Annotated in this window: 24 protein-coding genes; 8 read left to right on the top strand and 16 right to left on the bottom strand. The window is 74.1% G+C overall.

Going from position 1 to position 24,147, the window contains the following annotated elements:
- Nucleotides 1-78 precede the first annotated feature (78 nt).
- A complete protein-coding gene (locus tag NOCJ54_RS0101255; RefSeq protein WP_036516342.1) occupies nucleotides 79-471 on the bottom strand; it encodes a hypothetical protein in 393 nt (130 codons plus the stop codon).
- A gap of 54 nt (nucleotides 472-525) precedes the next feature.
- On the opposite strand from NOCJ54_RS0101255, the gene NOCJ54_RS0101250 reads away from it, so the two are divergent.
- Complete coding sequence (locus tag NOCJ54_RS0101250) at nucleotides 526-1,290, top strand: inositol monophosphatase family protein (protein ID WP_028653997.1); 765 nt, start codon at nucleotides 526-528, stop codon at nucleotides 1,288-1,290.
- 103 nt (nucleotides 1,291-1,393) lie between these two features.
- Here the strand turns inward: NOCJ54_RS0101250 and NOCJ54_RS23295 are convergent, their stop codons facing one another.
- Entirely contained in the window at nucleotides 1,394-2,803 is a 1,410-nt protein-coding gene (locus NOCJ54_RS23295) for an LCP family protein (RefSeq protein ID WP_232221644.1), read from the bottom strand.
- A 99-nt stretch (nucleotides 2,804-2,902) separates the two neighbouring features.
- A complete protein-coding gene (locus tag NOCJ54_RS23290; protein ID WP_036516337.1) occupies nucleotides 2,903-3,892 on the bottom strand; it encodes a threonine ammonia-lyase in 990 nt (329 codons plus the stop codon).
- Between the two features lie 87 nt (nucleotides 3,893-3,979).
- On the opposite strand from NOCJ54_RS23290, the gene NOCJ54_RS0101235 reads away from it, so the two are divergent.
- A complete protein-coding gene (locus NOCJ54_RS0101235; RefSeq protein ID WP_028653996.1) occupies nucleotides 3,980-4,861 on the top strand; it encodes a LysR family transcriptional regulator in 882 nt (293 codons plus the stop codon).
- Between the two features lie 4 nt (nucleotides 4,862-4,865).
- On the opposite strand, the gene NOCJ54_RS0101230 is transcribed toward NOCJ54_RS0101235, so the two are convergent.
- A complete protein-coding gene (locus NOCJ54_RS0101230; RefSeq protein ID WP_028653995.1) occupies nucleotides 4,866-5,369 on the bottom strand; it encodes an acyl-CoA thioesterase in 504 nt (167 codons plus the stop codon).
- 23 nt (nucleotides 5,370-5,392) lie between these two features.
- Between NOCJ54_RS0101230 and NOCJ54_RS0101225 the strand changes: the two genes are divergently transcribed.
- Together NOCJ54_RS0101225 and NOCJ54_RS0101220 are read left to right on the top strand one after the other, a co-directional pair.
- Nucleotides 5,393-6,565, top strand: a complete 1,173-nt coding sequence (locus tag NOCJ54_RS0101225; RefSeq protein WP_028653994.1) for an LCP family protein — start codon at nucleotides 5,393-5,395, stop codon at nucleotides 6,563-6,565.
- 16 nt (nucleotides 6,566-6,581) lie between these two features.
- Nucleotides 6,582-7,445, top strand: a complete 864-nt coding sequence (locus NOCJ54_RS0101220; RefSeq protein WP_036516336.1) for a crotonase/enoyl-CoA hydratase family protein — start codon at nucleotides 6,582-6,584, stop codon at nucleotides 7,443-7,445.
- Between the two features lie 36 nt (nucleotides 7,446-7,481).
- On the opposite strand, the gene NOCJ54_RS28820 is transcribed toward NOCJ54_RS0101220, so the two are convergent.
- The 5 genes from NOCJ54_RS28820 to NOCJ54_RS23285 all read right to left on the bottom strand — a co-directional run bounded on the left by NOCJ54_RS28820 (nucleotide 7,482) and on the right by NOCJ54_RS23285 (nucleotide 11,569).
- Nucleotides 7,482-7,625, bottom strand: a complete 144-nt coding sequence (locus NOCJ54_RS28820) for a DUF1059 domain-containing protein (protein WP_084254848.1) — start codon at nucleotides 7,623-7,625, stop codon at nucleotides 7,482-7,484.
- A 122-nt stretch (nucleotides 7,626-7,747) separates the two neighbouring features.
- Nucleotides 7,748-8,314 (bottom strand): hypothetical protein, encoded by a 567-nt coding sequence (locus NOCJ54_RS0101210; RefSeq protein WP_028653992.1) that lies wholly within the window; start codon nucleotides 8,312-8,314, stop codon nucleotides 7,748-7,750.
- An 83-nt stretch (nucleotides 8,315-8,397) separates the two neighbouring features.
- Nucleotides 8,398-9,165, bottom strand: a complete 768-nt coding sequence (locus tag NOCJ54_RS0101205; RefSeq protein WP_084254847.1) for a class E sortase — start codon at nucleotides 9,163-9,165, stop codon at nucleotides 8,398-8,400.
- 105 nt (nucleotides 9,166-9,270) lie between these two features.
- Nucleotides 9,271-9,840, bottom strand: coding sequence for an LPXTG cell wall anchor domain-containing protein (locus NOCJ54_RS0101200; RefSeq protein ID WP_028653990.1), 570 nt, complete (start codon nucleotides 9,838-9,840; stop codon nucleotides 9,271-9,273).
- Nucleotides 9,841-10,027: 187 nt separating this feature from the next.
- Complete coding sequence (locus tag NOCJ54_RS23285) at nucleotides 10,028-11,569, bottom strand: PxKF domain-containing protein (protein WP_028653989.1); 1,542 nt, start codon at nucleotides 11,567-11,569, stop codon at nucleotides 10,028-10,030.
- Nucleotides 11,570-11,836: 267 nt separating this feature from the next.
- On the opposite strand from NOCJ54_RS23285, the gene NOCJ54_RS27910 reads away from it, so the two are divergent.
- Nucleotides 11,837-12,754, top strand: coding sequence for a S41 family peptidase (locus NOCJ54_RS27910; protein WP_028653988.1), 918 nt, complete (start codon nucleotides 11,837-11,839; stop codon nucleotides 12,752-12,754).
- A 354-nt stretch (nucleotides 12,755-13,108) separates the two neighbouring features.
- Here NOCJ54_RS27910 and NOCJ54_RS23275 read toward each other — a convergent pair whose 3' ends face one another.
- Together NOCJ54_RS23275 and NOCJ54_RS0101180 are read right to left on the bottom strand one after the other, a co-directional pair.
- Nucleotides 13,109-14,617 carry a multicopper oxidase family protein gene (locus NOCJ54_RS23275; RefSeq protein WP_198020047.1) on the bottom strand — a complete coding sequence of 503 codons (1,509 nt, stop codon included), beginning with the start codon at nucleotides 14,615-14,617 and terminating at the stop codon, nucleotides 13,109-13,111.
- Nucleotides 14,614-15,276, bottom strand: coding sequence for a GNAT family N-acetyltransferase (locus tag NOCJ54_RS0101180; protein ID WP_145726411.1), 663 nt, complete (start codon nucleotides 15,274-15,276; stop codon nucleotides 14,614-14,616). The genes NOCJ54_RS23275 and NOCJ54_RS0101180 overlap by 4 nt, the downstream gene beginning before the upstream one ends.
- A gap of 156 nt (nucleotides 15,277-15,432) precedes the next feature.
- Between NOCJ54_RS0101180 and NOCJ54_RS0101175 the strand changes: the two genes are divergently transcribed.
- Nucleotides 15,433-15,828, top strand: a complete 396-nt coding sequence (locus tag NOCJ54_RS0101175; RefSeq protein WP_028653986.1) for a hypothetical protein — start codon at nucleotides 15,433-15,435, stop codon at nucleotides 15,826-15,828.
- An 81-nt stretch (nucleotides 15,829-15,909) separates the two neighbouring features.
- Nucleotides 15,910-16,437 carry a GNAT family N-acetyltransferase gene (locus tag NOCJ54_RS23270; protein WP_051485352.1) on the top strand — a complete coding sequence of 176 codons (528 nt, stop codon included), beginning with the start codon at nucleotides 15,910-15,912 and terminating at the stop codon, nucleotides 16,435-16,437.
- Here the strand turns inward: NOCJ54_RS23270 and NOCJ54_RS23265 are convergent.
- Together NOCJ54_RS23265 and NOCJ54_RS23260 are read right to left on the bottom strand one after the other, a co-directional pair.
- Nucleotides 16,410-17,753 carry a Dyp-type peroxidase gene (locus NOCJ54_RS23265; protein ID WP_051485351.1) on the bottom strand — a complete coding sequence of 448 codons (1,344 nt, stop codon included), beginning with the start codon at nucleotides 17,751-17,753 and terminating at the stop codon, nucleotides 16,410-16,412. The two genes, NOCJ54_RS23270 and NOCJ54_RS23265, sit on opposite strands and share 28 nt — an antisense overlap.
- Complete coding sequence (locus tag NOCJ54_RS23260; protein ID WP_198020045.1) at nucleotides 17,750-19,873, bottom strand: MMPL family transporter; 2,124 nt, start codon at nucleotides 19,871-19,873, stop codon at nucleotides 17,750-17,752. Before NOCJ54_RS23260 ends, NOCJ54_RS23265 begins: the two co-directional genes overlap by 4 nt.
- A gap of 202 nt (nucleotides 19,874-20,075) precedes the next feature.
- Here NOCJ54_RS23260 and NOCJ54_RS23255 point away from each other — a divergent pair, with 202 nt between their 5' ends.
- On the top strand, nucleotides 20,076-20,963 hold the full coding sequence (locus NOCJ54_RS23255) for a phosphotransferase family protein (RefSeq protein ID WP_051485349.1): 888 nt from the start codon (nucleotides 20,076-20,078) through the stop codon (nucleotides 20,961-20,963).
- Between the two features lie 3 nt (nucleotides 20,964-20,966).
- Here the strand turns inward: NOCJ54_RS23255 and NOCJ54_RS0101150 are convergent, their stop codons facing one another.
- From NOCJ54_RS0101150 to NOCJ54_RS0101140, 3 genes are all read right to left on the bottom strand, one after another.
- A complete protein-coding gene (locus tag NOCJ54_RS0101150) occupies nucleotides 20,967-21,617 on the bottom strand; it encodes a response regulator transcription factor (RefSeq protein WP_028653985.1) in 651 nt (216 codons plus the stop codon).
- Nucleotides 21,614-22,837, bottom strand: coding sequence for a sensor histidine kinase (locus NOCJ54_RS0101145; RefSeq protein WP_051485348.1), 1,224 nt, complete (start codon nucleotides 22,835-22,837; stop codon nucleotides 21,614-21,616). The genes NOCJ54_RS0101150 and NOCJ54_RS0101145 overlap by 4 nt, the downstream gene beginning before the upstream one ends.
- A 138-nt stretch (nucleotides 22,838-22,975) precedes the next feature.
- Entirely contained in the window at nucleotides 22,976-24,130 is a 1,155-nt protein-coding gene (locus tag NOCJ54_RS0101140) for an acyl-CoA dehydrogenase family protein (protein ID WP_145723794.1), read from the bottom strand.
- Nucleotides 24,131-24,147: the final 17 nt, after the last annotated feature.

The following is a 24,147-nucleotide window of genomic DNA, read 5'->3' as shown; positions in this document are numbered from 1 at the left end:
CGGGTCGGAGCCGGATTCGTGACCGGGCCCGCCGGACCGGCCGGGGTCGATCGGGGCCGGTCGAGCGGGTCGGGCCGGTCAGGACTCGCCGGTGAGCAGGGCGTCGGGGTCCAGCCGCGGCGGGATGCTGGCCAGGGCCAGCTGGACGAGGGCGGTGCGCGCCTTGACCTCGGCCGCGCGGCGGACCCGGCCCCGACCCTCCCCCAGCAGGCCGGAGACGACCTCGGAGACCACCTTGTCGTCGTACGTCGGGCGGGTGCCGGGTGCGACGTCGACGTCGGGCAGCGCGACCAGCACGGGCAGCACCTGGTCACCGAGCGCGTCGAGCATCCGGAACCGCTGGTAGCGGTCCATCTCGGCCCAGGCGGTCTCGGGGTCGACGCCCTTGCGGCGCAGCTTCCGGTCGGACGCCAGCAGCTGCTTCGCCACCCCGTTGAGGGCTGCGGTCAGCTCGTGCTCGGTGAAGCGCATGGGCCCAGTGTCCCGGATGCCTCCCGCCTCCCGGGCATCCACTAGCGTGGCCGCGTGGACACCGCCGCCGTGCTGACCCTGCTCCAGGACGTCGCCGCGGAGGTGATCAACCCCCGCTTCCGCGCGCTCGGCGAGGAGCAGGTGAGCGAGAAGAACCCCGGCGACCTGGTCACCGTCGCCGACCACGAGTCCGAGGCGCTGATCACCGCGGCCCTGCGTGCGGCCTACCCCGACGCGCTCGTGCTCGGCGAGGAGGCGATGTCGGCCGACGCGCGGCTGATCGACGCCTTCGCCGACGCCCCGCACGCGTTCACCGTCGACCCGGTCGACGGCACCAAGAACTTCGTCAACGGCTCCCCCGACCACGCCGTGATGGTCTCCGAGGTGGTCTCCGGCGAGATCACCCGCGGCTGGATCTGGCAGCCCCAGCACGAGCGTTCGTACGTCGCCGAGCGCGGCGCCGGCGCGTGGCTGAACGGCGAGCGGCTGACCGTGTCCGGCACCGGCACCGCGCCGTACCGCACCGCGCGGCGGCAGTGGGTCGGCAAGGAGCTCGGGGGCCTCGGCACGCTCGAGCTGACCTGGGCCTGCTGCGGCGTCGACTACCCGCACCTGATCGCCGGTGACGCGGCCGCGCTGCTCTACAGCCGCAGCATGCCGTGGGACCACCTGCCCGGCGCGCTCATCCTCACCGAGGCCGGCGGCACCATCGGCGGGCACGACGGCGCTCCGCTGGTCCCCCGGCTGCTCGAGGGCGGGATCGTGGCCGCGCCGGACCGGGAGACGTACGACGCGGTGGTGGCGGCGCTGCCGGTGTGAGGCGGTGCGGGAATCACCTCCCCAGTGGTGATTCCGTCGCTTCCTGACCGTTGCAACGGTCAGGAAGCAGCAGGAACGGCCAGGAAGTCCGGTACGACGGACCTCAGCAGGCCGCCGCGACGTCGTCGGTCTCGTTGGCGACGTAGCCGTCGTCGCGCGAGCCGAGCGAGCCGCCGGTGACCTTCGCGGGGCGCTTCTTGCCCCGGCCGTTCTCCGCGCCGTGGCCCTCGGAGCGGGCAATGGCCTTCTCGACCATCGTGTGCACCTTGTCGAGGTCGGGGTGCGCGGTGTCGATCTGCGGCGGGACGAGCGAGACGGTCGCGACCTTGTGCTCCCGGGCGCGCAGCGCGAGCTTGGCGAAGTCGTCGAGCGCGCCGCCGGGGATGTCGGTGCGGATCATCGCCGCGGACGCCTGGGCGATCTCCTGGAAGTTGGTGAGCGCCTGCGTCGGGCTGACCTGGGTCAGCAGCGCGGTCATCACGCACTTCTGGCGGGCCATGCGCGAGTAGTCGTCGCTGCCCTCGCGGGACCGGGCGAACCACAGCGCCTCGTAGCCGGTGAGCTTGCGGCGCCCGGGCTCGATGTAGCCGGTGACGTCGGAGCCGAGGCCGCCGACGGGGATCCGGTCGCGCACGTTGAGGGTGACGCCACCGAAGGCGTTGACCAGGCGGCGGAAGCCCTTCATGTTGACCATGACCCAGTAGTTCAGGTCGAGGCCGGTGATGCCCTCGACGGCCATCACGGTCGCGTCGATGCCGGGCGTGTCGGAGTCGAACAGGTCGGTGTGGTCCTCGGCCCAGGTGCTGACGCCGTTGAGGTAGCACTCGTCGCAGTCGAAGCCGTCGGGGAACTGCTCGTCCATGACCGAGCCCTCGCGGAACCGGAAGTTCTGCATGTTGCGCGGCAGGCCGATCATCACCGTCTTGCCGGTGGTGGCGTCGATGGAGGCGACGGTCAGCGAGTCCGGGCGCTGGCCCCACCGGTCGGCGCCGGAGTCACCACCGAGGAGGAGCACGTTGAACCGACCGTCGTTGGCCTTCCCGAGCTCGCCGTCGACGAACTGCAGCAGCAGGTCGCGCTGCGCCGCGGCGAGGTGGGCGCCGAAGAGCATGGTGCCGGCGATGGAGAAGCAGAGGATGCCGTTGACCCCGACGATCGCGCGGCGGTGCTGCAGCCGCAGGCTGAGCGGCTGGCCGATGCGCCACGCGTCGACGAACAGTGCGGCCCAGGCTATCGCGCCGGCGATCAGGTAGAGCCGCACCATGAGCATGAAGGTCGGGCTCAGCGTCAGCGTCAGCGCATAGGTGCTGTCGATGGCGAGCCGGACGGCGAGGTAGCCGACCACGGCGAGGGTCGCGAGCCACACGCGTACGGCGACGACGCCGACCTTGCGGTTGCCGGCGATGAGCTGTGCGGAGCCGGGGACGACGAGGGTGAACGCCATGAGCGTCAGCGCCCGGCGGAAGCGCACCCGCGCGGCCCGCTCGGCGACGAGCATGCGATCCCCTGCCACGGGCCAAGTATCACCAGTCACATGCGTCCCACGGGTGGCGACGCGCCGGGGGCGCGCGGTGACGACGACCTCAGGGCGTCGCCGACGGCGGCGGGCGCGTCAGGCGGCCGGGGACGCGGCGCCCAGCCGGGCGATCTCCTCGGCGGAGGCGTTCGCGCCGGTGCACACGACCGCGACCGGCCCGGACCGCCCCGACCGCCCGGGGGAGAGCAGACCGGCCAGGGCGGCGGCTCCGGCACCCTCCGCGAGGGTGTGCGCCCGCGTCGCGAGGAGGCGGGCCGCCTCGTCGATGACATCGTCGTCGACGAGGACGAAGTCGTCCAGCGATCCGCGCAGGATCCCCTGCGGCAGCGGGTACCCCGTGGTGGTCGCCAGTCCCGAGGCGCGGGTCGTCGCCGGCGCGGTCTCGATGGTGCCGCTGCGCCAGGAGCGCCAGCCCGCCGGCGCCGCGGCCGACTGCACGCCCACGACGCGGGTCCCGGGCGCGAGCGCGTCGCGGACCAGGCAGGCGCCGGCCGCGCCGGTGCCGCTGCCGATCGGCACCAGCACCGCGGCCAGCGGCACCGGGAGGTCGGCGGCCTGCCGGAAGAGCTCGAGGTACGCCGTCGCGTGGCCCAGCACGATGCGCGGGTCCGTGGGGCACACGAAGGTGGCCCCGGACCGCGCCGCGAGCTCGCGGGCCGCCGCACCGGCCTCGCCCAGGGTCTCGCCCCGGACCACGACCTCGGCGCCGAGCGCCGCGACCGCGTCCTGCTTGACCGCCGGGGCGGTGGACGGCATCACGATCGCGGCGCGTACGCCGGCCAGCCGGGCGCCGTACGCCACCGACTGCGCGTGGTTGCCGGTCGAGCAGGTGACCAGGCCGTGCTGCTGCTCGGCGTCGGTGAGGGTCGAGGCGAGGTGCACGCCGCCTCGGACCTTGAAGGAGCCCGTCGGCAGCACGTGCTCGTGCTTGACCAGGACCTCGGCGCCGACGGCGGCGTCGAGGAGCGGGTGCGACTGCAGCGGGGTGGCCGGGAGCTCGCGGGCGACCACCTCGGCGGCGCGCAGGACGTCGTCGTAGGACAGGTCGGGGAGGTCGGCGGCCATGCGCCCATGCTCCCGGTCGGAGCACCTATCGGTCCAATAGTCTTCATCGCTCGAAATCATCGATGCCGTCGATCTATGCTCGACGCCATGATCGACCTCCGCCGGCTCGAGGCCCTGGTGGCCGTCCACCGCACCGGGTCCGTCTCCGCGGCTGCTGCCGAGCTCCACTACGGCCAGCCGACCATCTCGCACCACCTGCGCCGGCTGGAGGCGGAGACCGGCGCCGTGCTGCTGCAACGGGTCGGCCGCGGCGTGCGGCTCACGCCCGAGGGCGTGCTGCTCGCCCGGCGCGGCGAGGAGGTGCTCGGCCTGCTCGCGCGCGCCGAGGCGGAGCTGGCCGCGGCCACCAGCCTGCAGGCCGGCCGGGTCCGCCTCGCGGCCTTCCCGTCCGGCTCGGCGACGCTGGTGCCGGATGCGCTGGCGCTGCTCGCCGACCGCCACCCCGGGATCGAGCTGGAGCTGACGGAGGCCGAGCCGCCCGAGGCCTACGAGCTGCTGCGCGCCGGGTCGGTCGACCTCGCCCTCACCTTCGCCTACCCCGACCAGCCCGAGCCGGAGCAGGTCACCTCGGTGCCGGTGCTCGACGACCCGCTCCACCTGGTGACGCCGGCCGCCGCGGGCCCCGGGCCGGGCGCGGTCGACCTCGCCCGGTGGGCGGACCAGCCCTGGGTGACCGGCTGCGAGCGCTGCCGGCGCGAGCTGCTGGCCTTGTGCGCCGACGCCGGGTTCACGCCCGCGATCGCGTTCGCCAGCGACGACTACGTGGCGGTGCAGTCGCTGGTCGCCGCCGGGCTGGGCGTCACCGTGCTGCCCGGGCTCGCGCTGCGGGCGCACCAGCACCGCGGCGTCGCCACCCGCGAGCTCGCGGCGCGGCGGCACGTCCAGCTGTCGACGTACGGCGCTCCCCCGCGCCCTGCCGCGGTCGACGCCGTCGCGGCGGCGCTCACCGAGGTCGCGGCCGGCGCCTGAAGCGTCAGGACCAACGAGCGGCCTCGATCTCCTGCCGCTGCGCCAGCCGGTGCGCGCGACGGATCTCGGCCTCGCGCATCCGGCGGTGGTCGTCCTCGGTCTCCGGCTCGAGCGCCGGCACCCGGCGGGCCCCACCCGCACTGTCGATCGCCACGAACACGAAGTAGGCCGACCCGATGTGGCGCAGCTCGGTGGTCGCGTCCCAGGGCTGGGTCTCGATGCGGACCCCGATCTCCATCGAGGAGGTCCCGACCCAGTTGATCTGGCCGAAGGTGCGCACGATGTCGCCGACCCGGACCGGCTCGAGGAAGGCCATCTCGTCGAGGGCGGCGGTGACCGCCGGTCCCCCGCTGTGCCGCTGCGCGACGACGCCCGCAGTGGAGTCGGCGAGCTTGATGATCTCGCCGCCGTGGATGTTGCCGAGCAGGTTGGCCTGGGCCCGCGACGTCACGCTCGCCAGCTCGATCCGGGAGTACGACGGTGTGCGTGCCGCCACGATCTCGTCCACCCCCAAACGGTAGCGTCACGGGCATGGCAGGACGCGGCGACGACGACGGCGACTTCGACTGGATGTACGGCTCGGGTCCCGACCAGGGTGGGGACGACCCCGAGCCCACCCGCCGCCTGCCGGTGCAGCCGCGCGACGGCGTGTCGCCGCCGCGGAAGCCGGACCGCCTCCCGCCCGCCGAGCAGTACGGCGCCCGACCGGAGCCGGGCGGGCCGCCGGCCCCGCCGCCGTGGGCCCCGAAGCGCAGCCGCTGGAAGCGTCCCGGCACGTGGGTGCGCCTCGTCCTCCTGCTGCTCGTGGTGTGGCTGGTCTTCCTCGTCGCGGTCCCGGTCTTCACGTGGACCAAGGTCGACAAGGTCGACTTCGAGCCGAAGGGCGAGCGACCCGGCGACCAGCCCGGCACGACGTACCTGCTCGTCGGCAACGACTCGCGCAAGGGCCTGTCGAAGGAGGAGCGGCGCAGGCTCAACACCGGTGACTTCGAGAGCGAGCTCACCGACACGATCATGCTGCTGCACACCGGCGACGGCCCCACCACGCTGGTGTCGATCCCCCGTGACTCCCCGCTCGAGATCCCCGGCCACGGCCGGTCGAAGGTGAACTCGGCGTACGCCAAGGGCGGCACGCCGCTGCTCGTGCAGACGCTCGAGCAGGCCACGGGCCTGCGCATCGACGGGTACGTCGAGATCGGGCTCGGTGGCCTGGTCGGCGTCGTCGACGCCGTCGGCGGCATCGAGATCTGCCCCAAGCAGCGGATCCGGGACCGGCCTGCCGGCCTCAACGTCAAGAAGGGCTGCCAGGAGGTCGACGGCGCGACCGCCCTCGCCTACTCCCGGGCCCGCAAGTACAGCCCGATCTCCGACCTGGCCCGCGTGCAGCAGCAGCGCGAGGTGGTCGCGGCGGTCGGCGACAAGGTGCTCTCGCCGTGGTCGGTCATCAACCCGGTCCGCTACTGGCGCCTCAACAGCGCCGTGCCCGACTTCTTCCGCTTCGGCGAGGGCATGGGCCCCTGGGACGCCGGGCAGTGGGCGCTGGCGATGACCGACAAGGGCAAGTCCTGCACCGTCCCGCTCGCGGGCGGCGACGCGACGTGGGACGACGAGCGCGCCAAGCAGCTCTTCGACATCATCGCCGAGGACCGCACCGACGACATCACCCGCAAGCTGTGCACCCCCACCGGCCTCCCGCCGCAGTAGCCACCGAGGAATCCACGTGTACGAGACCCTGACCTGGGAGGTCGACGCCGACGGCGTGGCCACCCTGACCCTCGACCGGCCGGAGGCGCTCAACGCCTTCGACCTGACGATGGCGCGCGAGCTCGAGCAGGTCTTCCTCACCGACGCCCGCGACGACGCGGTCCGCGCGGTCGTGGTCACCGGCGCGGGGCGGGCGTTCTGCGCGGGGATGGACCTCAGCGCGGACGGCAACGTGTTCGGGCTCGACGAGTCGCTGCGGCCCACGCCGGAGCAGTTCCGCGCGTCGTACGACGAGGAGCCGTTCGACACGGGCGTGCGGGACACCGGCGGCAAGGTCACGCTCGCCATCCACGCGCTGCCGAAGCCGGTCATCGCCGCGATCAACGGCCCGGCGGTCGGGATCGGCGCGACGATGACGCTCGCGATGGACATCCGGATGGCCTCGGAGAAGGCCCGCATCGGCTTCGTGTTCGGGCGGCTGGGCATCGTGCCCGAGGCCTGCTCGAGCTGGTTCCTGCCGCGCATCGTCGGGATCCAGCAGGCCCTGGAGTGGGTCTACTCCGCCGAGATCCTCTCCGCGGAGCAGGCGCTGGCGGGCCGGCTGGTGCGCAGCGTGCACGCGCCCGAGGACCTGCTGCCGGCGGCGCAGGAGCTGGCCCGGTCGTTCGTGAAGGACCGATCGCCGGTCGCGCTGGGCCTGGCCAAGCAGATGCTCTACCGCAACAGCGCGGCGGCGGAGCCGCTGGAGGCCCACCTCACCGACTCGCTGGCGATGTACTGGACCTCGATCGGCGACGGCAAGGAGGGCGTGGCGGCCTTCCGGGAGAAGCGGACGCCGCAATTCACCTCGAGGGCGTCCGACCTGCCCCGGCTGACCTGACCGGCCTGCCGGGGCGGGTGGCGGTGGGCCGACGGCTCACATCGCCATGAAGAGGATCTCCTCGCGGGAGTACTCGCGGCCGGGGTGCTCGGCGGCCAGGTGCGCCTGGACCTTCTCGACGAGCTCGTCGTCGGTCTCGCCGCGCAGGGTGGTGTCGCAGGGGCAACGCAGAGAGGGCATCGGAACCTCCGGAGGGTCGGTCGGGTGACGACCACTCCACTGTAGGCGGGAGCAGCGTCAGGAGCAGGCGGAAACGACTCCGGCCGCCCGAGGGCGGCCGGAGCGTCGTACGTGGTGCAGCGTCAGGCGGTGGCGCCCTGCTGGCGACGTCGGCCGTAGCCGACCCCGGCGGCACCGGCGCCGACGAGCGCGGTGCCCAGCAGCAGCCACATCAGGTTCGGGCCACCCGTGCCGGGCAGGCCGCCGTCGTCGCCGTCGTCGGGAGCACCCGCTCCGAGGCGGAACGCGGTGCTCGCGTCGGAGGGGAGGAACAGGCCCGCGTCGTCGGGCGTGAACGCGGCGGTCGCGATGTAACGGCCCTGCGGGAGCGCAGGACCGGTGACGGCGACGGCCTCGTCGACGAAGTGCACCGTGGTGGTGAACAACGGCGCAGCGGCGACGGCGCGCGCACCGCGGGCGGTGCTGGACGCGGCGAGGACCTGGACCTTGATGTCACCCTCGGGCGGCGTCGGGTAGTTGGCGCTCGCGCTGACCTCCAGCTCGACCGGCTTGCCCACCTGCGCGTCGACGACGACGATCTGCGTCTCCGTCGGGATCTTCGGTGTGTACGGCTCCGCGGACGCGGTCGTCACAGGCGCCACGGCGACTGCGACGGACAGCGCGGTGAGCGCGACGAGCTTTCTCAGCACTACTTCCTCCTAGAGCCTTCCCCATGCAACGACCCGGCTCGTTACCCCATGACGGGAAGTGCGTTGCGCTTGATCCTAGTGGGTCAGCCGCGATTCGTGGGAGAGGTCTCCACCAGATGGCCGAAAACCACGGAGCGGTTGTCGGTGTGGAAGATCTCCGAGCACGTCAGCAACGTGATGATGTGGTCGTTCGGCTTGCCGTCGACCCGGGCCGGTGGTTCGGTCCCTCCGGAGGGGTTCGCCGGCGACTCGTCGAGCACCCAGGTCTGGGTGAAGGGGATGATGAGGTCCTCTCCCCCGGTGTCCAGGACGTAGGTGTAGGTCGCGGCCCGGGTCTCGACGATGATCTCGTCGCCGGGCTCGAGCTCGGGGAAGTCGGCGAACGGCTCGCCGTGCGTCACCCGGTGCGCGGCGAGGGCGTAGTTGCCGGCGGCACCCGGATCGGCGGTGTCCTCCATGTGGCCGACGCCGGCGGCGAGGACCTCGTCGGTCGAGCCCTCCAGCACCGGCACGGCGTAGTCCTTGCCGAACCGCTGGATGCGCAGGATCGCGCTGGCGTTGCCGAAGTCCGTGCGCACGACGTCCTGGCCGTCGGTCCAGCCGTCGAGCAGCGAGCTGCGCACCTCCTCGTGCTTGCGACCGGACTGCCAGTTGGTGCCCCAGAACTGCCAGGCCACCCACGCGAGCACGGCGAGGCCGGCGGCGATCAGGCCGCAGCCGAGCCAGAAGGAGATGCGGCGCCGGGGCGAGGCCGGCTGCGTGCCGTCGGCGTCGGGGTCCACCGGACGGCGGCGGCGTCGGCGGACGCGGCCCGCGTCCCCGGACTCCTCCGGTGCGTCGACCTGCGGCATGCGTGTCCCTCCTGAAGTCCCGGATCCAGCTCCCACACCATCCAACGGCATGCTGCCGCCGGCGTCACGGGATCGGCCCGAAACGCGGGACGCCGGGCCGGGTGCTCAGGCGAGGCGGGTACGGCGGCTGCCGCCCGCGAGGCCGCCGCCGGCCACGACCAGGCCGAGCCCGGCGAGGAGCAGCCACAGGTGCGGGCCGCCGGTGTTGGGCAGCGCGCCGGGCTCGGTCACGCCGCCGGTGTCGTCACCGCCGCCCCCACCGACCCGGAGGACGGCGGCGTTGCGGCACCCGACGAGCTCGGCATTGTCCGGGGTGAAGGCCATCGTCACCCGGTAGCGGCCGCGGGGCAGCTCCGGCCCGACGACCTCGAGGGGGGTGCCCTCGTAGCGCACGGACCGCGTCCAGACGACCGCGCGCGGCGCGACGCGGGCGGCCCGCGCGGCGCGGGCGTCCACCGTGGAGACGGTGAGGGCGACGGTGCCGACCTCGGGCACGTTCGAATTGCTTGCCACCTCGATGACGAGGTGCACCCGCTGGCCGACCGCCACCTGAGGTGCGTTGATGTTGCAGCTCGACGGGAAGGTGGGCGGGTAGTCCTCGGTCCCGGCCGCGGCCGTGCCAGCCGGCACGAGCAGCACGACGACCGTCGCGAGGGCGGTGAGCAGTCGGCGCATGGGCCCCATCTCCGGACGTGATGAACGGTGACCCCGACCCGAGCGGGGGCGGCTTCGACCGATCAACCGCGCGCCGCGACGAGAGTTACGTCACGACCACGATTTTTGTTCTCTGATCCGGTCAGCCGGACGCGACGAGGGGCCCGGCGGACGTGCCGGGCCCCTCGTGCTGCGCCGCCTCAGGCGGTCACTTCTTGAGCATGAAGTCCGCGCTGGCGGGCGCCCAGAAGCTCGGGTCGCTCACGCGGACCCGGTACTCCCCGGCCGACAGGGCGGCACCCTGGTTGGTCTGCGCCGCCTTGGTGGACAGGTTGTAGATGTACTGCGCGTCGGTCGCGGACCAGCGCATCGCTAGCCCGTTGGTCGCCGGCGCGGACACCGACTCCTCCATCACGCCGCCGGAGGTGTCGGACCCGATCTTCGCCAGCGAGACCGCCGGGGTCACGGAGGTCACGTCCGCGCCGTCGCAGCCGGTGACCCGGATCTTGACCGGGATGGTCGAGCCGATCTTGAAGGTGCTCTGCGAGCCGTTCGCGTTGATCGGCTGGAGGATGCCGCTCGGGGTCACCTTGGTGGCGAAGTCCGCGCTGTCGCTGCCGGTGCCGCCGTCGTCGTCGGTGACGGTGACGGTCGCGGTGAAGGTCCCGTTGCCGGCGAAGGTGTGCGAGGCGCTGAAGCCGGAGACGGCCGGGTCGACCACCTCGGTCGAGCCGTCGCCCCAGCTGATCGTGGCGGCGTGCGTGTCCGCGGTGCCCGGGTCGGTGAACGCCGTGGTCAGCTCGGTGGTGCACGCCGCCGTCGCGGTGGACGAGGCCGTCACGGACGGCGCGACGTTGGTCGCGCCGTACCCGAAGGAGAGCTCCGCCGTGGCGTGCTCGCCGTCGGTGGCGGTCACGGTGACCGTGCCCTCGGCGACGTCGTCGTCGGTCGGGAGCGACCAGGCGAAGGTGCCGTCGCCGTTGTCGGTGAACGAGCCCGGGGTGCCGGCCGCCACGCTCAGGGTGAGGGTGTCGTTGCCGTCGGCGTCGGTGAAGGAGCCGCTGGCCGTCAGGGTGTCACCCTCGAGGCCCTTCGCGCCGTCGGCGTCGAGGTCGCCGGCCGCGGGAGCGTTGGAGTTCGGGTCGCACAGGTCGCCCAGCGCGTCCCCGTCGGCGTTCGCCTGATCAGCGTTGGAGACGTCCGGGCAGTTGTCCTCCGCGTCGGGGACGCCGTCCCCGTCGGCGTCCGCCACCTCGACGTCGGCGGGCACCACGACGAGCTTGAAGGTCGCGCCCGAGGTGCTGAAGTCGTCCTCCTCCACGCCCGGCTGGGCGGTCAGGCCGGTGACAGGGAACGTCAGCGTGACCTCGCCGGGCGTGGACGGCGTGAAGGTCAGGCTGCTGCCACCGCACCCCTGGCCGAAGGTCACGTTCGCCGGCAGGTCGGCGATGCTGACAGCGGGGTCGGACTCGAGTGTCCGCGTCACACCCAGCACGAGCTGGCTGCCGCTGCCCGCGAGGTTGCAACCGTTGTCCCGGTTGTCGTCAGGATCGTCGCCGGTGGGCTGGATCTCGAGCCCGACGGTCACCGGTGAGCCGGCGACAGCGGTCAGCGTCTTGATCCCGCCGTTGGTGACGAAGGCGGTGTGCGTTGCAGAGATGTCGTCGGCGGACGCCATCCCGGCGAGTCCGGCCGACAGGCCCAGCGCCCCCACGGCGCCGAGCGCGAGCATGCGCTTGTTGATGATCACGGGGTGTCCCTCCGGTGCGGGCCGCCGGGAGAGGAGGCGGCCGGTCCGCCGCGGGCCCCTGCCCGCGGCTGGAAAAACGTCGCACCCGGACGTCCCCCGCATCCGGCACTTCGATCGATCACATCGGATCCGAGGGAGGCCGCACCGGGTCGTCCGGTGGCGACACCGGCGTCGCCCCGCGGCGACCTCCCGGCCGATCCCGCACGGGTCCCCCACAGCTCGTTCCGCGTCTAGCGTGGAGGCCCCACCCCGACGGAAGGACGCACCGTGGCAGCCACACCGCACGACCGCCCCGACCACGACGGGCGCGGCGAGCCCGACGACCCGACGTTCCTGAACGGGACGGAGCAGCGACGGGTGCTGGACGGCCTCGCGGCGCTCGTCGAGGGGCACTACGTCTTCCCCGACGCCGGACGGGCGCACGCGACCCACCTCCGGGCGTTCCCGGCCACGGACCGGGTCGTCGCGGCGAACCGGTTCGCCCGCCGCCTCACCCGGCACCTGCGCGAGCGCGACCGCCACTTCACCGTGACGTGGGGCGAGCCGGAGCGCCTCGAGCTGGTCGCCTCCCGGCCCGACGTCGGACCGGCGATGGCCGTCGAGCGCCACGGCGAGGTCGGCGTGCTCCGGGTGACTCGCTTCGACGACCTCGACGACCCGGCCTCGGCGGCGCTGGCCCGTCGCTCGCTGGCCGGGCTCGCCGGCGCCCGCGGCGTCTTGGTCGACGTGCGCGACAACGACGGCGGCTGGCCGTCGATGGTCGAGTACCTGCTCGCCCCGTTCACCGGCCCCACGCCGGTGCACGTGGTGACCTTCCGCAGCACCGGCCACCCCGACCTGGTCGCCTGGACCCGCCCGGACCCCGACGCGCCACGCCTCGACGACGTGCCGGTCGTCGTACTCGTCAACCGGGGCACGGCCTCGGCGGCCGAGAGCCTCGCCTACACGTTGCGCACCCTGTCCCGAGCCACCGTGGTCGGTGGTACGACGGTGGGCGCGGCCAACCCGGTCGAGCTCTTCGCCGACCGCTCCGGCTTCCACGTCTACGTGCCGACCGGAGCACCGATCGACCCGCGCACGGGCACCAACTGGGACCAGGTCGGGATCGTGCCGGACGTCGCCTGCGACGACGCCGACGCCCTCGACGTCGCGCTGCGCGCGCTCGCCAGCACCGAGGCGACCTGACCCACCCCCTCGTCGAGACGTCACTTCCGGGACGTCGAGACGTCACTTCCGGCACGTCGAGACGTCACTTCCGGCACGTCGAGACGTCACTTCCGGCACGTCGAGACGTCACTTCCGGCACGTCGAAACGTCTCTTCTGGCACGTCGAGACGTGGCTTCGGGGCATGTCGGTTTCTCGCCACCGACACGCGCGACGTCACCGCCGCGGTCGGACGACAGCCTGACCACCCGACGCGCCGGAAGTCACCAGTCAACGGGCCAGAGGTGACCAGTCAACGCGCCAGATGTGACGTCTCAACGCGCCACAGGTGACCACTCAACAGGCCAGAGGTGACGTCTCGACGGGCCGGTGGGTCAGCCGTGGTCGTGGTCGTGGTCGCCGTGGTCGTGGTCGTGGGCGGCGAGGTCGGGGGCGTCGATGGTGCGGCACACCGAGTCCTCGGTGCCGGGGGCGACGACGACGAACTGGCCCATCATCCCCAGGTCCTCGTGCCGGAGGATGTGGCAGTGGTACATGAACGGGCTGTCCGGGTCGGTGTCGGGGCCGAACTGGACGGCGAGCCGGGCGGTCGACCCCTCGGGCAGGTGCACGGTGTCCTTGCGCCCGGTCTCCCACGGTTGAGGTGGTACGACGTCGCGGTCGATGACCGTGAAGGCGCAGCCGTGCACGTGGAAGTTGTGCACCTCGTAGGTGTTCTCGACCTCCCAGACCTCGACCGCACCGGCGGGCACGACCTCGTCGATGCGCGTCATGTCCATCTCCTTGCCGTTGATGGCCGAGTGGCCGTTGAGCGCGAAGCGGCGGACGGTGGCGCCGGCCGGCGGCACCACGGGGGCCGCTCCCCCGAGCGCGGTCGGCACCGCGGCTCCCGGCCGGGCGTCGGCTGCCACCCGGACCTCGAGGAGGTCGAAGTCGCCCTGGTCGATCGTGGCGCTGCCGGCCTTCGTCGTCATCCGGACGACCTCGCCGGGCTCGAGCTCGACGACGAGCTCCGCCCGCTCGGCCGGGCCGAGCCGGAGCCGCGAGAGCCGGACCGCCTGCGGCAGGAGGCCCTGGTCACCGGCGACCACCGTGAACTCGCGGTCGTCGGCGAAGCCGAGGTTGTAGAGCCGGGCGTTGGAGGCGTTGAGCACCCGGAACCGGACGACGGTGCGGCTCACCTCGACGTAGGCGCCCATCGTGCCGTTGACGAGCATGTCGGTGCCCATCTGGCCGTAGCTCGCGTCGGTCTCGAAGGGCATCGACCCGTCGTCCTCGATGGTGCGGTCCTGCAGGATGCAGGGGAGGTCGTCGACGCCGTACTCGGCCGGCAGGCTGAGGGCGGCGGCGTGGTCGTCGTCGACGACGATGAGGCCGGCGACGCCGCTGAAGACCTGGCGGGCGGTCTGGCCGTGGGTGTGCGGGTGGTACCACTGCGTGGACGCCGGGTTCTGCACCGTCCAGCGGGGCGACCACGTGGCGCCGGGCGCGATCGGCTGGTGCGGTCCCCCGTCCATCCGGGCCGGCAGGTGCATGCCGTGCCAGTGCAGCGTGGTGACCTCGTCCAGGGTGTTCACCACGTCGAGGCGCACCTGCTGGCCGGTCCGCACCCGCAGGGTCGGACCGAGGAAGCTGCCGTTGACGCCGCACGTGGGCGTGCGCGTGCCGGGCAGGATCGCGGTGGTGCCCCGCTGGACGGTGAGCCGGACCGGACCGGCGCCGACCCGCACCTCCTCCGGCACCCGCAGCGGGCGGAGGGGACGCCAGGCGCGGCGCGGCTCGGAGAAGTCCGCACCGCACGCGGGCAGCGCCGAGACCGCTGCCCCCAGGCCGAGCACGCCGAGGAAGCGCCGGCGACCGAGCACCGGCCCTGCGAGGCTCACCGCCGGCTCCCGGCCGGGACCGGTCGGGCCGGCTCGCGGCGCATGAACCACGTGCGCACGCCGAGCACCTCGTGCTCCCGGACCACGTCGAACCCGAACCTGCGGTAGAAACCCACCGCCTCGGGGCGGTCCGTCTCGAGGTGGCCGACCAGGCCGGCCGCGTCGAGGTGCCCGACGTGGTGGGTCAGGAGGGCGTGCCCGATGCCCTCGCCACGGCGCCCGCGGTCGACCGACACCGGGCCGAGGTGGACGTGGGGCTCGGCGGGGTCGTGCGCCGCCCAGCCCCGGCTCCAGGCCACGAGCCGCACGGCCACCCGCGGTCCGAGTGCGGCGGCACACCCCACCAGCGCCAGCCGGGCCGCCGGTCCGGGGCGGCAGTGGCCCGGCGGCGCGGCGGCGGCGACCCCGACCAGCTGTCCGTCGCGTACGGCGGCGTCGACCGTCGTCGCAGGCGACATGGACAGCAGCACCCCCATCAACCGGCCGTGTGCTCGCTCCCGGCTCGCGTCGTCACCGCCGTAGACGGCCACGTGCATCGGGTTGTCGGCCATGCCGCGCCCCAGCAGCGCGGCCGCGTCGTCCAGCTCGTCGACCTCGAGGGGGCGGACCTGCACCCGCTGCCGAGGCCGCTCCGTCGCCCGCTCCGTCCCTGGCTCCACCTGGTGTCCTCCTTCGTCGTCAGGCCACCGACGGTGGCCTCGTGAGTGGTGTCCCGGACACCTCGTCCGCGCGACAGCCGGGTCGCCGTCGGGCGACACGCGGCAGCGACCGCGGACGGTCGTCGCGGTCGACGGCGCCGGCCTAGGTTGCCGGCCATGTGCGCACCGAACCGCCCACGCCGGGGCCTGGCCTGGCCTGTCGTCGCCGGTCTCGGCTCGCTCGGCCTGCTGTGGCCCGTCCTGCGCCTGGCCGGCTTCGAGTCGGTCGCCGGCGGCTTCGGGACGGCGCTGGCGGCGTACGGCGCCACGCTCGTCGTGTGGGTCGCCGTGGCCGGGCTCGGGGGCGTGCCGCGGCCGGTGGCCACCCTCGCCCTTGCCGGCGTCGTGCACGGTGCCCTGCTCGGGACCTGCACGGTCGTGCTCGACCTCGGACACGTCGACCGGTTCGGCGAGGGGGCGCTCGTGCTCGTCGTCGAGGTGGGCCGCTCCGCCGGCCTCGGTGCGCTCGCCGGGCTCCTCGCCGAGCAGGTCCAGGCCCGGCGACGCGGCTGAGCGCGGATGTCGCCCCGGCCCGGTGCCGGTTGTCGCCCCGGGGCGTACGAGCGCCACCGGTCCCTCGCCTAGCGTGGCGCCATGACCAGGCCGCCCTCCCCCACCACCGCTTCCCTCCCCGGTACGCCGGGTACGACGGTCCGCCGGGCCCGCGCCGACGACGCGGGGGCGGTGTCGGCGCTCGCGCTGCGCTCGAAGGCCCACTGGGGCTACCCGCCCGAGTTCCTCGAGCAGTGCCGGAGCGAGCTCACCTACACGCCGGAGCGGTGCGCGGCGGGATCGATGTGGGTCGCCGAGCGGGACGGGGAGGTCGTCGGCTTCCACCTCGTCGCCGGTGACCCGCCGGAGGGCGAGCTCGAGGCGCTGTTCGTCGCACCCGAGCACATCGGCACCGGGCTGGGCGGCCTGCTCCTGCGCCATGCGCTCGTCGTCGCGGCCGGCCTGGGGTTCCAGCGGCTGGTCCTGGAGGCGGACCCGCACGCCGAACCGTTCTACCGGCGCCACGGCGCGGTCCCGGAGGGCCACGCCACCAGCCCCTCGACAGGCCGGCAGCTCCCCGTCCTCTCCTTCCGGCTACCGGCTCAGCCGAGCAGCGACTCGCCGAGGTAACCGCCGTCCCGGCAGCCCGGGAGGATGGCGTACAGCCCGCTGCCGGTGTGCTGGACGAACGCGTTGAGCCGGTCGGACTCCGCGCTGCGCAGCTGGGCCGCGACGAACTGGTTGTCCGGGTCGTTGCCGTAGGCGCAAAAGAGCAGGCCGGCGTCGAGGTCGCCGTGGCCGCCGTGGTCGTGCTCCGGCGTCCCCGGCGCGTGGTCGTGCCCGTCGTCGGCCGGTGCCGTCGGGTCCGGCCGACCGCCGGCGGAGGCGATGAGCTGGCCGTAGTCGTAGCTGTAGCCGCGCCGGTACATCGGGGCCCCGCGCACGCGGCGGATGTGCGCGTCGACCGGGATGACCGGCTGGCCGTCGTCGGCCAGCGCCCCGTAGTCGGGCTCGTCGTGCTCGCGCCGGCCGGTGAGCGGTGCCCCGTCGGAGCGGCGCCGGCCGATCACCTCGTCCTGGGCGCTCCGCGGCGAGAGGTCCCACTCGGCGGTGCGCATCCGGATCTTGCGGAAGGCCAGGTAGGTGCCGTCCGCGAACCAGTCGGGCTCGTCGTCGAGGGCCCAGACGGTCGCGTCGAACTCAGTGGTGCCGGGGCGCGGGTTCGCCGTGCCGTCCTTGTGGCCGAACATGTTGCGCGGCGTACCTCCGTCAGGCGGTGCGCTGAGGAACCCCGACTGGGTCCACCGGACCCGGGCCTGCCCGGGCAACCTGGCCCGCAGCGAGCGGTAGGCCCAGCTGACGACCTGCGCGTCGTCGGCGCAGAGCTGGAGCAGCAGGTCGCCGCCGCACCAGCGGGGGTCGAGCGCGTCACCGGCGAACTCCGGCAGCGGTCGCAGGCGGCGCGGCGCGGGGGCCGTGCCGGGCAGGGCGAAGACGTCCGGCCCCAGGCCGACGGTCACCGTCAGCCGCTCCGGCGGGAGGCCGGTCGCGTAGTCCGTCGGGACCTCGGCCCCGTCCGGGAAGAGCGGCGAGTCGGGCGGGTCCTCGCCACGGGTGATCCGGGCGATGGTGGCCGACAGGTCCTGCAGCAGGCGACGCAGGCCCCCGGCGTCGGGGACAGTGAGGTCGGCGGCGACGAACATCGCGCACCGCTGCGGCGGGGTGTCGATCCCCGCCTGGTGGGCTCCGGCGAACGGCACCACGCCGCTGCCGGGCTCGCGGGATCGGGGGTCGGCGAGGCCGCGGGCACCGAACCAGCCCGCCGCGGCAGCACCCCCGGTGACGGCCGTGGCCCCGAGGAGGCGCCGCCGCGAGACCGTCCCCCGCGTCCGGTCCGGCTCGGTGCGCTGCGTGCCCGCGTCGTGCGGGCGGCGGTCGGGGCTCATGCCGGCTGCTCCTTCCGGTCGCGCAGGTCGTGCGAGGGGTACGACGCCTCGCCGCCTGGTGGTCGTTCGACGGTGAGGTGCGGGAGGCGCCGGTCCAGCGCAGCGGGGAGCCACCAGGCCCGGTGGCCGAGCAGGCCCATCACCGCCGGCACCAGGACCATCCGCACGACGGTGGCGTCGAGCAGGACCGCGGCGGCCAGGCCGAAGCCGAAGAGCTGCAGCTCGCGGCTCGAGCCGAGCACGAAGCTGCCGAAGACGCACACCATGATCGCCGCCGCGGCGGTGATGACCCGGGCGGTGCGCGCGAGTCCCTCGGTGACCGCGGCACCGGGGCCGAGGCCCTGGTCGTGGACCTCGCGCACCCGGGACAGCAGGAACACCTCGTAGTCCATCGACAGCCCGAAGACGATCGCGATGAGCATCATCGGCGCCCAGGCCTCGACCGGCGCAGCGGCGCCGAGGTCGAGCAGGTCGACACCCCACCCCCACTGGAAGACGGCGACGACCGCGCCCAGGGACGCCGTGATCGAGAGCAGGTTGACCACGACCGCCTTGACCGCGACCAGCAGGCCGCGGAAGACGACGAGCAGGAGCAGGAAGGCGAGGCCGAGGACGACGCCCACGAAGACCGGGAGCCGGTCGGCGGTGTAGTCGGCGAAGTCGACGGCGGCAGCGGTGGTCCCGCCGACGTGCACGGACGTGCCGTCGCCGACGGTCCCCGGGACGTGCACGTCGCGGATGCGGTGCACGAGCTCGGTCGTCGACGCGGACCTCGGACCGGTCGTGGGGATGACCTGGCTGACGACGGCCGTGCCGTCGCCGACCACCGCCGCGGGGGTCACGTGGGCGACGCCCGGGTCGTCGCCGAGGGCGGTCACGAGCTCGGACAGGACGGCCGGGTCGTCGGTATCGGCAGCGACCACCAGTGGGCCGCTGGTGCCGGGACCGAAGGCGTCGGCGAGCAGGTCGTAGGCGCGGCGCGCGCTGTCGGACGTGGGGCGGGTGCCGGCGTCGGCGAACCCCAGCCGCAGGTCCAGCGCCGGCACGCTCAGCACGACGAGCAGCGCGGTCGCGGCCAGCGCCCACGGCAGCGGGCGCCGTCGCACGAGCCGGCTCCACCGCCGGGCCAGGGTGCCTTCCCCGCCGGGGGTGGTCCGCCGGCGCAGGCCGAAGCGGTCGATGCGGTCGCCGAGGAGGCCGAGCATCGCCGGTAGCAGGGTCACCGCGGCGAGCATCGTGACCAGCACCGAGGCCGCGATGCCGAGGGCGACGCCGGTGATCACCGCGAGGTCCATCAGCACCAGCCCACCGGAGGCGATCACGACCGTCGTACCGGCGAACAGGACCGACCGGCCGGCCGTGGCCTGGGCGAGCGCCACTGCGTCCACCGGCGCGGTGCCGGCCGCCAGGGCCTCGCGGTAGCGGGTCACCACCAGCAGGGCGTAGTCGATGCCCACGCCGATCGCGATCATCGCGGCGACGGGGGCCGCGAAGGCCGGCATCTCGACGACGTTCGCACCCAGGCCGACCGCCGCCACGCCGCTCACGGCGCCGACGACGCCCACGACGATCGGCAGCCCCATCGCGAACAGCGAGCCGAACGCCACGACGAGGACGACCACCGCGGCGAGGATGCCCACCACCTCGCTCGGCGGTCCACCGTCCTGCTCGGCCTCGAGGAGGACCCCTCCGACCTCGACCTGGAGGTCGGCACCCGCGAACCGGTCCCGCACGGCCGCGAGCTCGTCGGCGACGTCGTGCAGGTCGTCCGCGGTGAGGTCCGGCAGGACCACGCTGGTGTAGCCGGTCCGCCCGTCAGCCGAGAGCTGGTGGTCGCCCCGGGGATCGAGGGGGCCGACCACCGTCGCCCCGGGAAGCACCTCGCGCAGCTGGCCGGTGGCCGCCTCCACGGCGTCCCGCACCGGCCCGCCGGTGAGCGGGTCCGCGGCGTGGAAGACCACCTGCGCCTGGTCGCCGCTGACCTCGAGGCCGGCGTCCGCCAGCAGGTCCAGCGCCGCCTGGCTCTCCGACCCGGGGAGTGCGTAGTCGTCGCTGGCAGCGCCGCCCAGGGCCCCCGAGGCCGCGACCAGGCCGACGACGAGGAGGACCCACGCCGTCACCACCCGTCCCCGATGTACGACGCACCTGCGTGCCCACGACTCCATGGCTGCTCCGTTCCGACGGTGAGTGATCGCCGGGACCGTAGGCAGGGCGCCGGGCGCGGGCCGTCCGTCCGGAGGCGTCACCCGGGTCGCCCGCCGGCGCCCCGGCTGTCGCCCGGGGGCGATGCGGTCGACGTCGTGGTGCGCCTACGGTCGGGGCATGGCACCGACGGCAGAGCAGCAGGCCGCCCGCCTCCGCGGCGTCCTGGGTGCGGAGGTCGCCCCCCACGACCGCGGCGGCGAGAGCCGCACCTTCCGCACCGGCGACGGCGCGCTCGTGACCGTCGGCCTCGACTGGCCGCAGGTGCGCCGGGAGCCGTGCGACGTCGAGCGGGAGTGCGGGTTGCTGGCCGCGGTCGCCCGGGTGGTCGCCGTCGCGGTGCCGGAGGTGGTGGACCGGGTGCCGGACGAGGGGTTGGTCGTGGTGCGGGCGCTGCCGGGGCGTCGCCTGCTCGACGTACGGGCGGACGGCGCGACCCGGCTCGCCGCGGCTACGGCCGTGGCCCGGACGCTGGCCGAGCTCCACGCCAGCCCGTCCACGACGTGGGCGGACCTCGCGCCGGTCGACGCGACCCCGCCCGCCGAGTGGCGGGACGAGGCCGCCGCGTCGCTGGACGTGGTCCGCGACGCGCTCGACAGCCGCCAGCAGGCCGAGGCGGCCGCCTTCCTGGCCCGGCCGGCCCCGGAGCCGACGGACGACCTCTGCTTCACGCACAACGACCTCGGGGTCGAGCACGTGCTGGTCGACCCTGCGTCCCGGCGCGTCACCGGCGTCATCGACTGGTCGGACGCGGCGGTGACCGACCCCTCGGTGGACCTGGCCCGGCTGCTGCGCGACCTCGGTCCGGACGCGCTCGACCACGCGGTGCGGGTCTACCGCCAGCACGGCGGCGACCCGGCGCCGCTCCTCCCCCGTGTCGGGTTCTACGCGGTCTGCGGGCTGGTCGAGGACCTCACCTACGGGTTGCTGGAGGCCCGCCCGGCGTACGTCGACAAGAGCCTCCGCCTCTGGGACGCGGTCGTCGGGCCCGTGCTCGCCGGCGGGTAGCCGTCAGCGCACCAGGCCGGACCGGTGGGCGATGACCACCAGCTCGGGCCGGTCGCGGGCGCTGAGCTTGGCGAGGATCCGGCTGACGTAGGTGCGCGCCGTCGCCGGGCTCAGGTGCAGGGCGGAGGCGATCTCGTCGTTGGTCTCGCCCAGGCCGACCCGGGTCAGCACCTCCACCTCCCGCTCGCTGAGCCGGTCCAGCCGCGGGTCGGGGGACGCCGTGGCGCGACCGGTCGAGACGAGGTCCATCAGCCGCTCGGTCACGGCGGGCGAGAGGAGCCGCTCCCCGCGCCCGGCCCGGACCACCGCGTCCCGCAGCTCCTCGCGCGGCGTGCTCTTCAGCAGGTAGCCGCTGGCCCCGGCCCGGATCGCCTCGACGATGTCGGCGTCGTCGTCGAAGGTCGTCAGCACCACCACGTGGACCTGCTCGAGCCGGTCGTCGGCACGGATCTGCCGGGTCGCCTCGATGCCGTCCATGACCGGCATCCGGAGGTCCATCAGGACGACGTCGGGGCGGTAGGTGCGGGCGGCGGCCACGCCGCTCCTGCCGTCCGTCGCCTCGGCGAGCACGCGGATGGTGTCACCCCGGGTCAGCAGCGCACGAAGGCCGGCGCGGACCAGGTCCTGGTCGTCGACGAGGACCACCGTCGTCATGTCGTCACCTCCAGCGGGGTCAGCGGGATCGTGGCGCGCACGCAGAAGCCGGACGGGACCGGGCCTGCGCTGAACCGGCCGCCGAGCAGGTGGGTCCGCTCCCGCATCCCGCGGATGCCGTGCCCGACGGGGTCTGCGCGGTCTGCACGGTCTGCGCGTTCTGGGCGGTCCGGGCTTGCGGGCGGCAGGTCGCCGGCGGTGTCGTTCTCCACCACGACCCGGACGGCCGAGCCGGACTCCTCGACCCGGACGAGCACCTGCGAGGCCGAGGCGTGCCGGACGACGTTGGTGATCGACTCCTGCACGATCCGGTAGACGGCGGCCTCCACCGTGGGCGACAGCGGCGAGCGGACGTCGACGACGGTGCGCACGTCGATGCCCGCCTGCTCCGCCGGCCGGGTCGCCGACCCGAGGTCGGCGATGCGCAGCGGCGAGCGCTCCGGCGGCCCCTCGCGGCGCAGGCTGGTGACCGTGCGCCGCAGGTGGTCGAAGGTCGTCGCCGTCGTCTCGGAGACCACCGCCAGGGCCTGCCGGGCTGCCTCGTCGTCACCGGCCGCCGCGGCCTCCTCGGCCACCTCGGCGTGCAGATTGATCACCGTCAGCGCGTGCCCCACCGAGTCGTGCAGGTCGCGCGCCACCGCGAGGCGCTCCGTCACCACCTGCTGCTCCGCCTCGCGCTGGTAGCGCTCGGCGACCAGCCCGGCGATCTCGTCGGCCTGGCGCCGCAGCGCGCGCCGCGAGCGCACACCGTCACCGAGCGCGATCGCGCCGGCCAGGATGATCGCGTGGCTGGGCAGCTCGTAGCCCACCACGTAGGCCGGGTCCTGGCCCGCGGCGAGGCGGTAGCCGGTCGAGACGGCCACCAGCGCCGACGACACCAGTGCGGCGACGACGTTCCGACCGTGCTCGGCCGCCGAGAAGACGGCCGCCGCGGCGGGCACCGCCACGCCGATCGCAGGGTGGCCGGCGGCGTGGTAGCCGATCACGGCGACGCCCGACAGCGCGGCCACGACCGCCGGGAACCGGCGCCGGAGGAGCAGGAGGGCGCCCAGCAGGACCGGCCACGCGTACGCCGCCGCCGCCGCGCCCGCCCCGTCCACGTCGGCGGCGATGACCAGGGAGACGACCAGCGTGACGCCGAGAGCCAGCAGGACGTCGTACACCCACGGCGCCGGGGCCGGGGGCTCCGGTCGCCGGTCCGTCTCGGCAACGCCGGTCATGCCCAGCAGGGTAGGCCGAGCGCCGCCGGCGCGACGTCGACGCGGAGCGACACCTGCCTCGTCCGCACGCGGGTACGACGAAGCCCCGCGGTGCGCCGAGGGGCGCGCCGCGGGGTTCCGGTCAGGCGGGGAGGGGGCTCAGAGCTCCGACTGCACGCCGGCGAGGAGCTGGCGGGCCATGACGATGCGCTGCACCTGGTTGGTGCCCTCGTAGATCTGGGTGATCTTGGCGTCGCGCATCATCCGCTCGACCGGGTAGTCGCGGGTGTAGCCGTAGCCACCGAGCGCCTGGACGGCGTTGGTGGTGACCTCCATGGCCACGTCGGAGGCGAAGCACTTGGCCGCGGCGCCGAAGAAGGTCAGGTCGGCGTCGCCGCGCTCGGAGCGACCGGCGGCGGCGTAGGTGAGCTGGCGGGCGGCCTCGACCTTCATGCCCATCTCGGCGAGCATGAACTGCAGGCCCTGGAAGTCGGCGATCGGCTTGCCGAACTGCTGGCGCTCCTTGACGTAGCCGAGCGCGTAGTCGAGGGCGCCCTGGGCGACGCCGACGGCCTGGGCGGCGATGGTGATGCGGGTGTGGTCGAGGGTCTTCATGGCGTACTCGAAGCCCTTGCCCTCCTCGCCGATGAGGCGGTCGGCGGGCAGCCGCACGTTGTCGAAGTAGACCTCGCGGGTCGGCGAGCCCTTGATGCCGAGCTTCTTCTCCGGGGCACCGAAGGAGACGCCCTCGTCGGACTTCTCGACGACGAAGGCGGAGATCCCCTTGCTGCGCTTCTCCGGGTCGGTCATCGCGAGCACGGTGTAGAACTCCGACTCACCGGCGTTGGTGATCCACCGCTTGGTGCCGTTGAGCACCCAGCCGTCGCCGTCGCGCACCGCGCGGGTCTTCTGGTTCGCGGCGTCGGAGCCGGCGTCGGGCTCGGAGAGGCAGTAGGAGAAGCCACCCTCGCCGGCAGCGAGCTTCGAGAGGTACTTCTTCTTGATCTCCTCGCCGCCGCCGATCATGACCGGCAGGGAGCCGAGCTTGTTCACGGCGGGGATCAGCGAGGCGGAGACGTCGGCGCGGGCGACCTCCTCGATCACGATCACGGTGGCGAGCGCGTCGGCGCCGGCACCGCCGTACTCCTCGGGAACGTGCGGGGCGTGGAAGTCCGCTGCCTGGAGTGCCTCGTGGGCCTCGCGCGGGTAGCGGGCCTCCTCGTCGACCTCGGCGGCGAAGGGCGCGACCTTGGCGTCGCAGACGGCGCGCACGGCCTCGCGGATGGCCAGGTGCTCCTCGGAGAGGGCGTACATCGGGTAGTCGCTCACGC

Source organism: Nocardioides sp. J54, assembly GCF_000519005.1.
Lineage (GTDB): Bacteria > Actinomycetota > Actinomycetes > Propionibacteriales > Nocardioidaceae > Nocardioides.
The sequence above is the reverse complement of the archived record's forward strand: the minus strand, read 5'-3'. Positions and strand labels throughout refer to the sequence as shown.

Bases quoted from the DNA above. Each gene is read 5' to 3' on its own strand.
- NOCJ54_RS0101255 (WP_036516342.1), bottom strand. From the start codon at position 471: ATGCGCTTCACCGAGCACGAGCTGACCGCAGCCCTCAACGGGGTGGCG.
- NOCJ54_RS23290 (WP_036516337.1), bottom strand. From the start codon at position 3,892: ATGGCCGCCGACCTCCCCGACCTGTCCTACGACGACGTCCTGCGCGCC.
- NOCJ54_RS0101235 (WP_028653996.1), top strand. From the start codon at position 3,980: ATGATCGACCTCCGCCGGCTCGAGGCCCTGGTGGCCGTCCACCGCACC.
- NOCJ54_RS0101225 (WP_028653994.1), top strand. From the start codon at position 5,393: ATGGCAGGACGCGGCGACGACGACGGCGACTTCGACTGGATGTACGGC.
- NOCJ54_RS28820 (WP_084254848.1), bottom strand. From the start codon at position 7,625: ATGCCCTCTCTGCGTTGCCCCTGCGACACCACCCTGCGCGGCGAGACC.
- NOCJ54_RS0101205 (WP_084254847.1), bottom strand. From the start codon at position 9,165: ATGCCGCAGGTCGACGCACCGGAGGAGTCCGGGGACGCGGGCCGCGTC.
- NOCJ54_RS0101200 (WP_028653990.1), bottom strand. From the start codon at position 9,840: ATGCGCCGACTGCTCACCGCCCTCGCGACGGTCGTCGTGCTGCTCGTG.
- NOCJ54_RS0101175 (WP_028653986.1), top strand. From the start codon at position 15,433: ATGTGCGCACCGAACCGCCCACGCCGGGGCCTGGCCTGGCCTGTCGTC.
- NOCJ54_RS23270 (WP_051485352.1), top strand. From the start codon at position 15,910: ATGACCAGGCCGCCCTCCCCCACCACCGCTTCCCTCCCCGGTACGCCG.
- NOCJ54_RS23265 (WP_051485351.1), bottom strand. From the start codon at position 17,753: ATGAGCCCCGACCGCCGCCCGCACGACGCGGGCACGCAGCGCACCGAG.
- NOCJ54_RS23255 (WP_051485349.1), top strand. From the start codon at position 20,076: ATGGCACCGACGGCAGAGCAGCAGGCCGCCCGCCTCCGCGGCGTCCTG.
- NOCJ54_RS0101150 (WP_028653985.1), bottom strand. From the start codon at position 21,617: ATGACGACGGTGGTCCTCGTCGACGACCAGGACCTGGTCCGCGCCGGC.
- NOCJ54_RS0101145 (WP_051485348.1), bottom strand. From the start codon at position 22,837: ATGACCGGCGTTGCCGAGACGGACCGGCGACCGGAGCCCCCGGCCCCG.
- NOCJ54_RS0101140 (WP_145723794.1), bottom strand. From the start codon at position 24,130: ATGTACGCCCTCTCCGAGGAGCACCTGGCCATCCGCGAGGCCGTGCGC.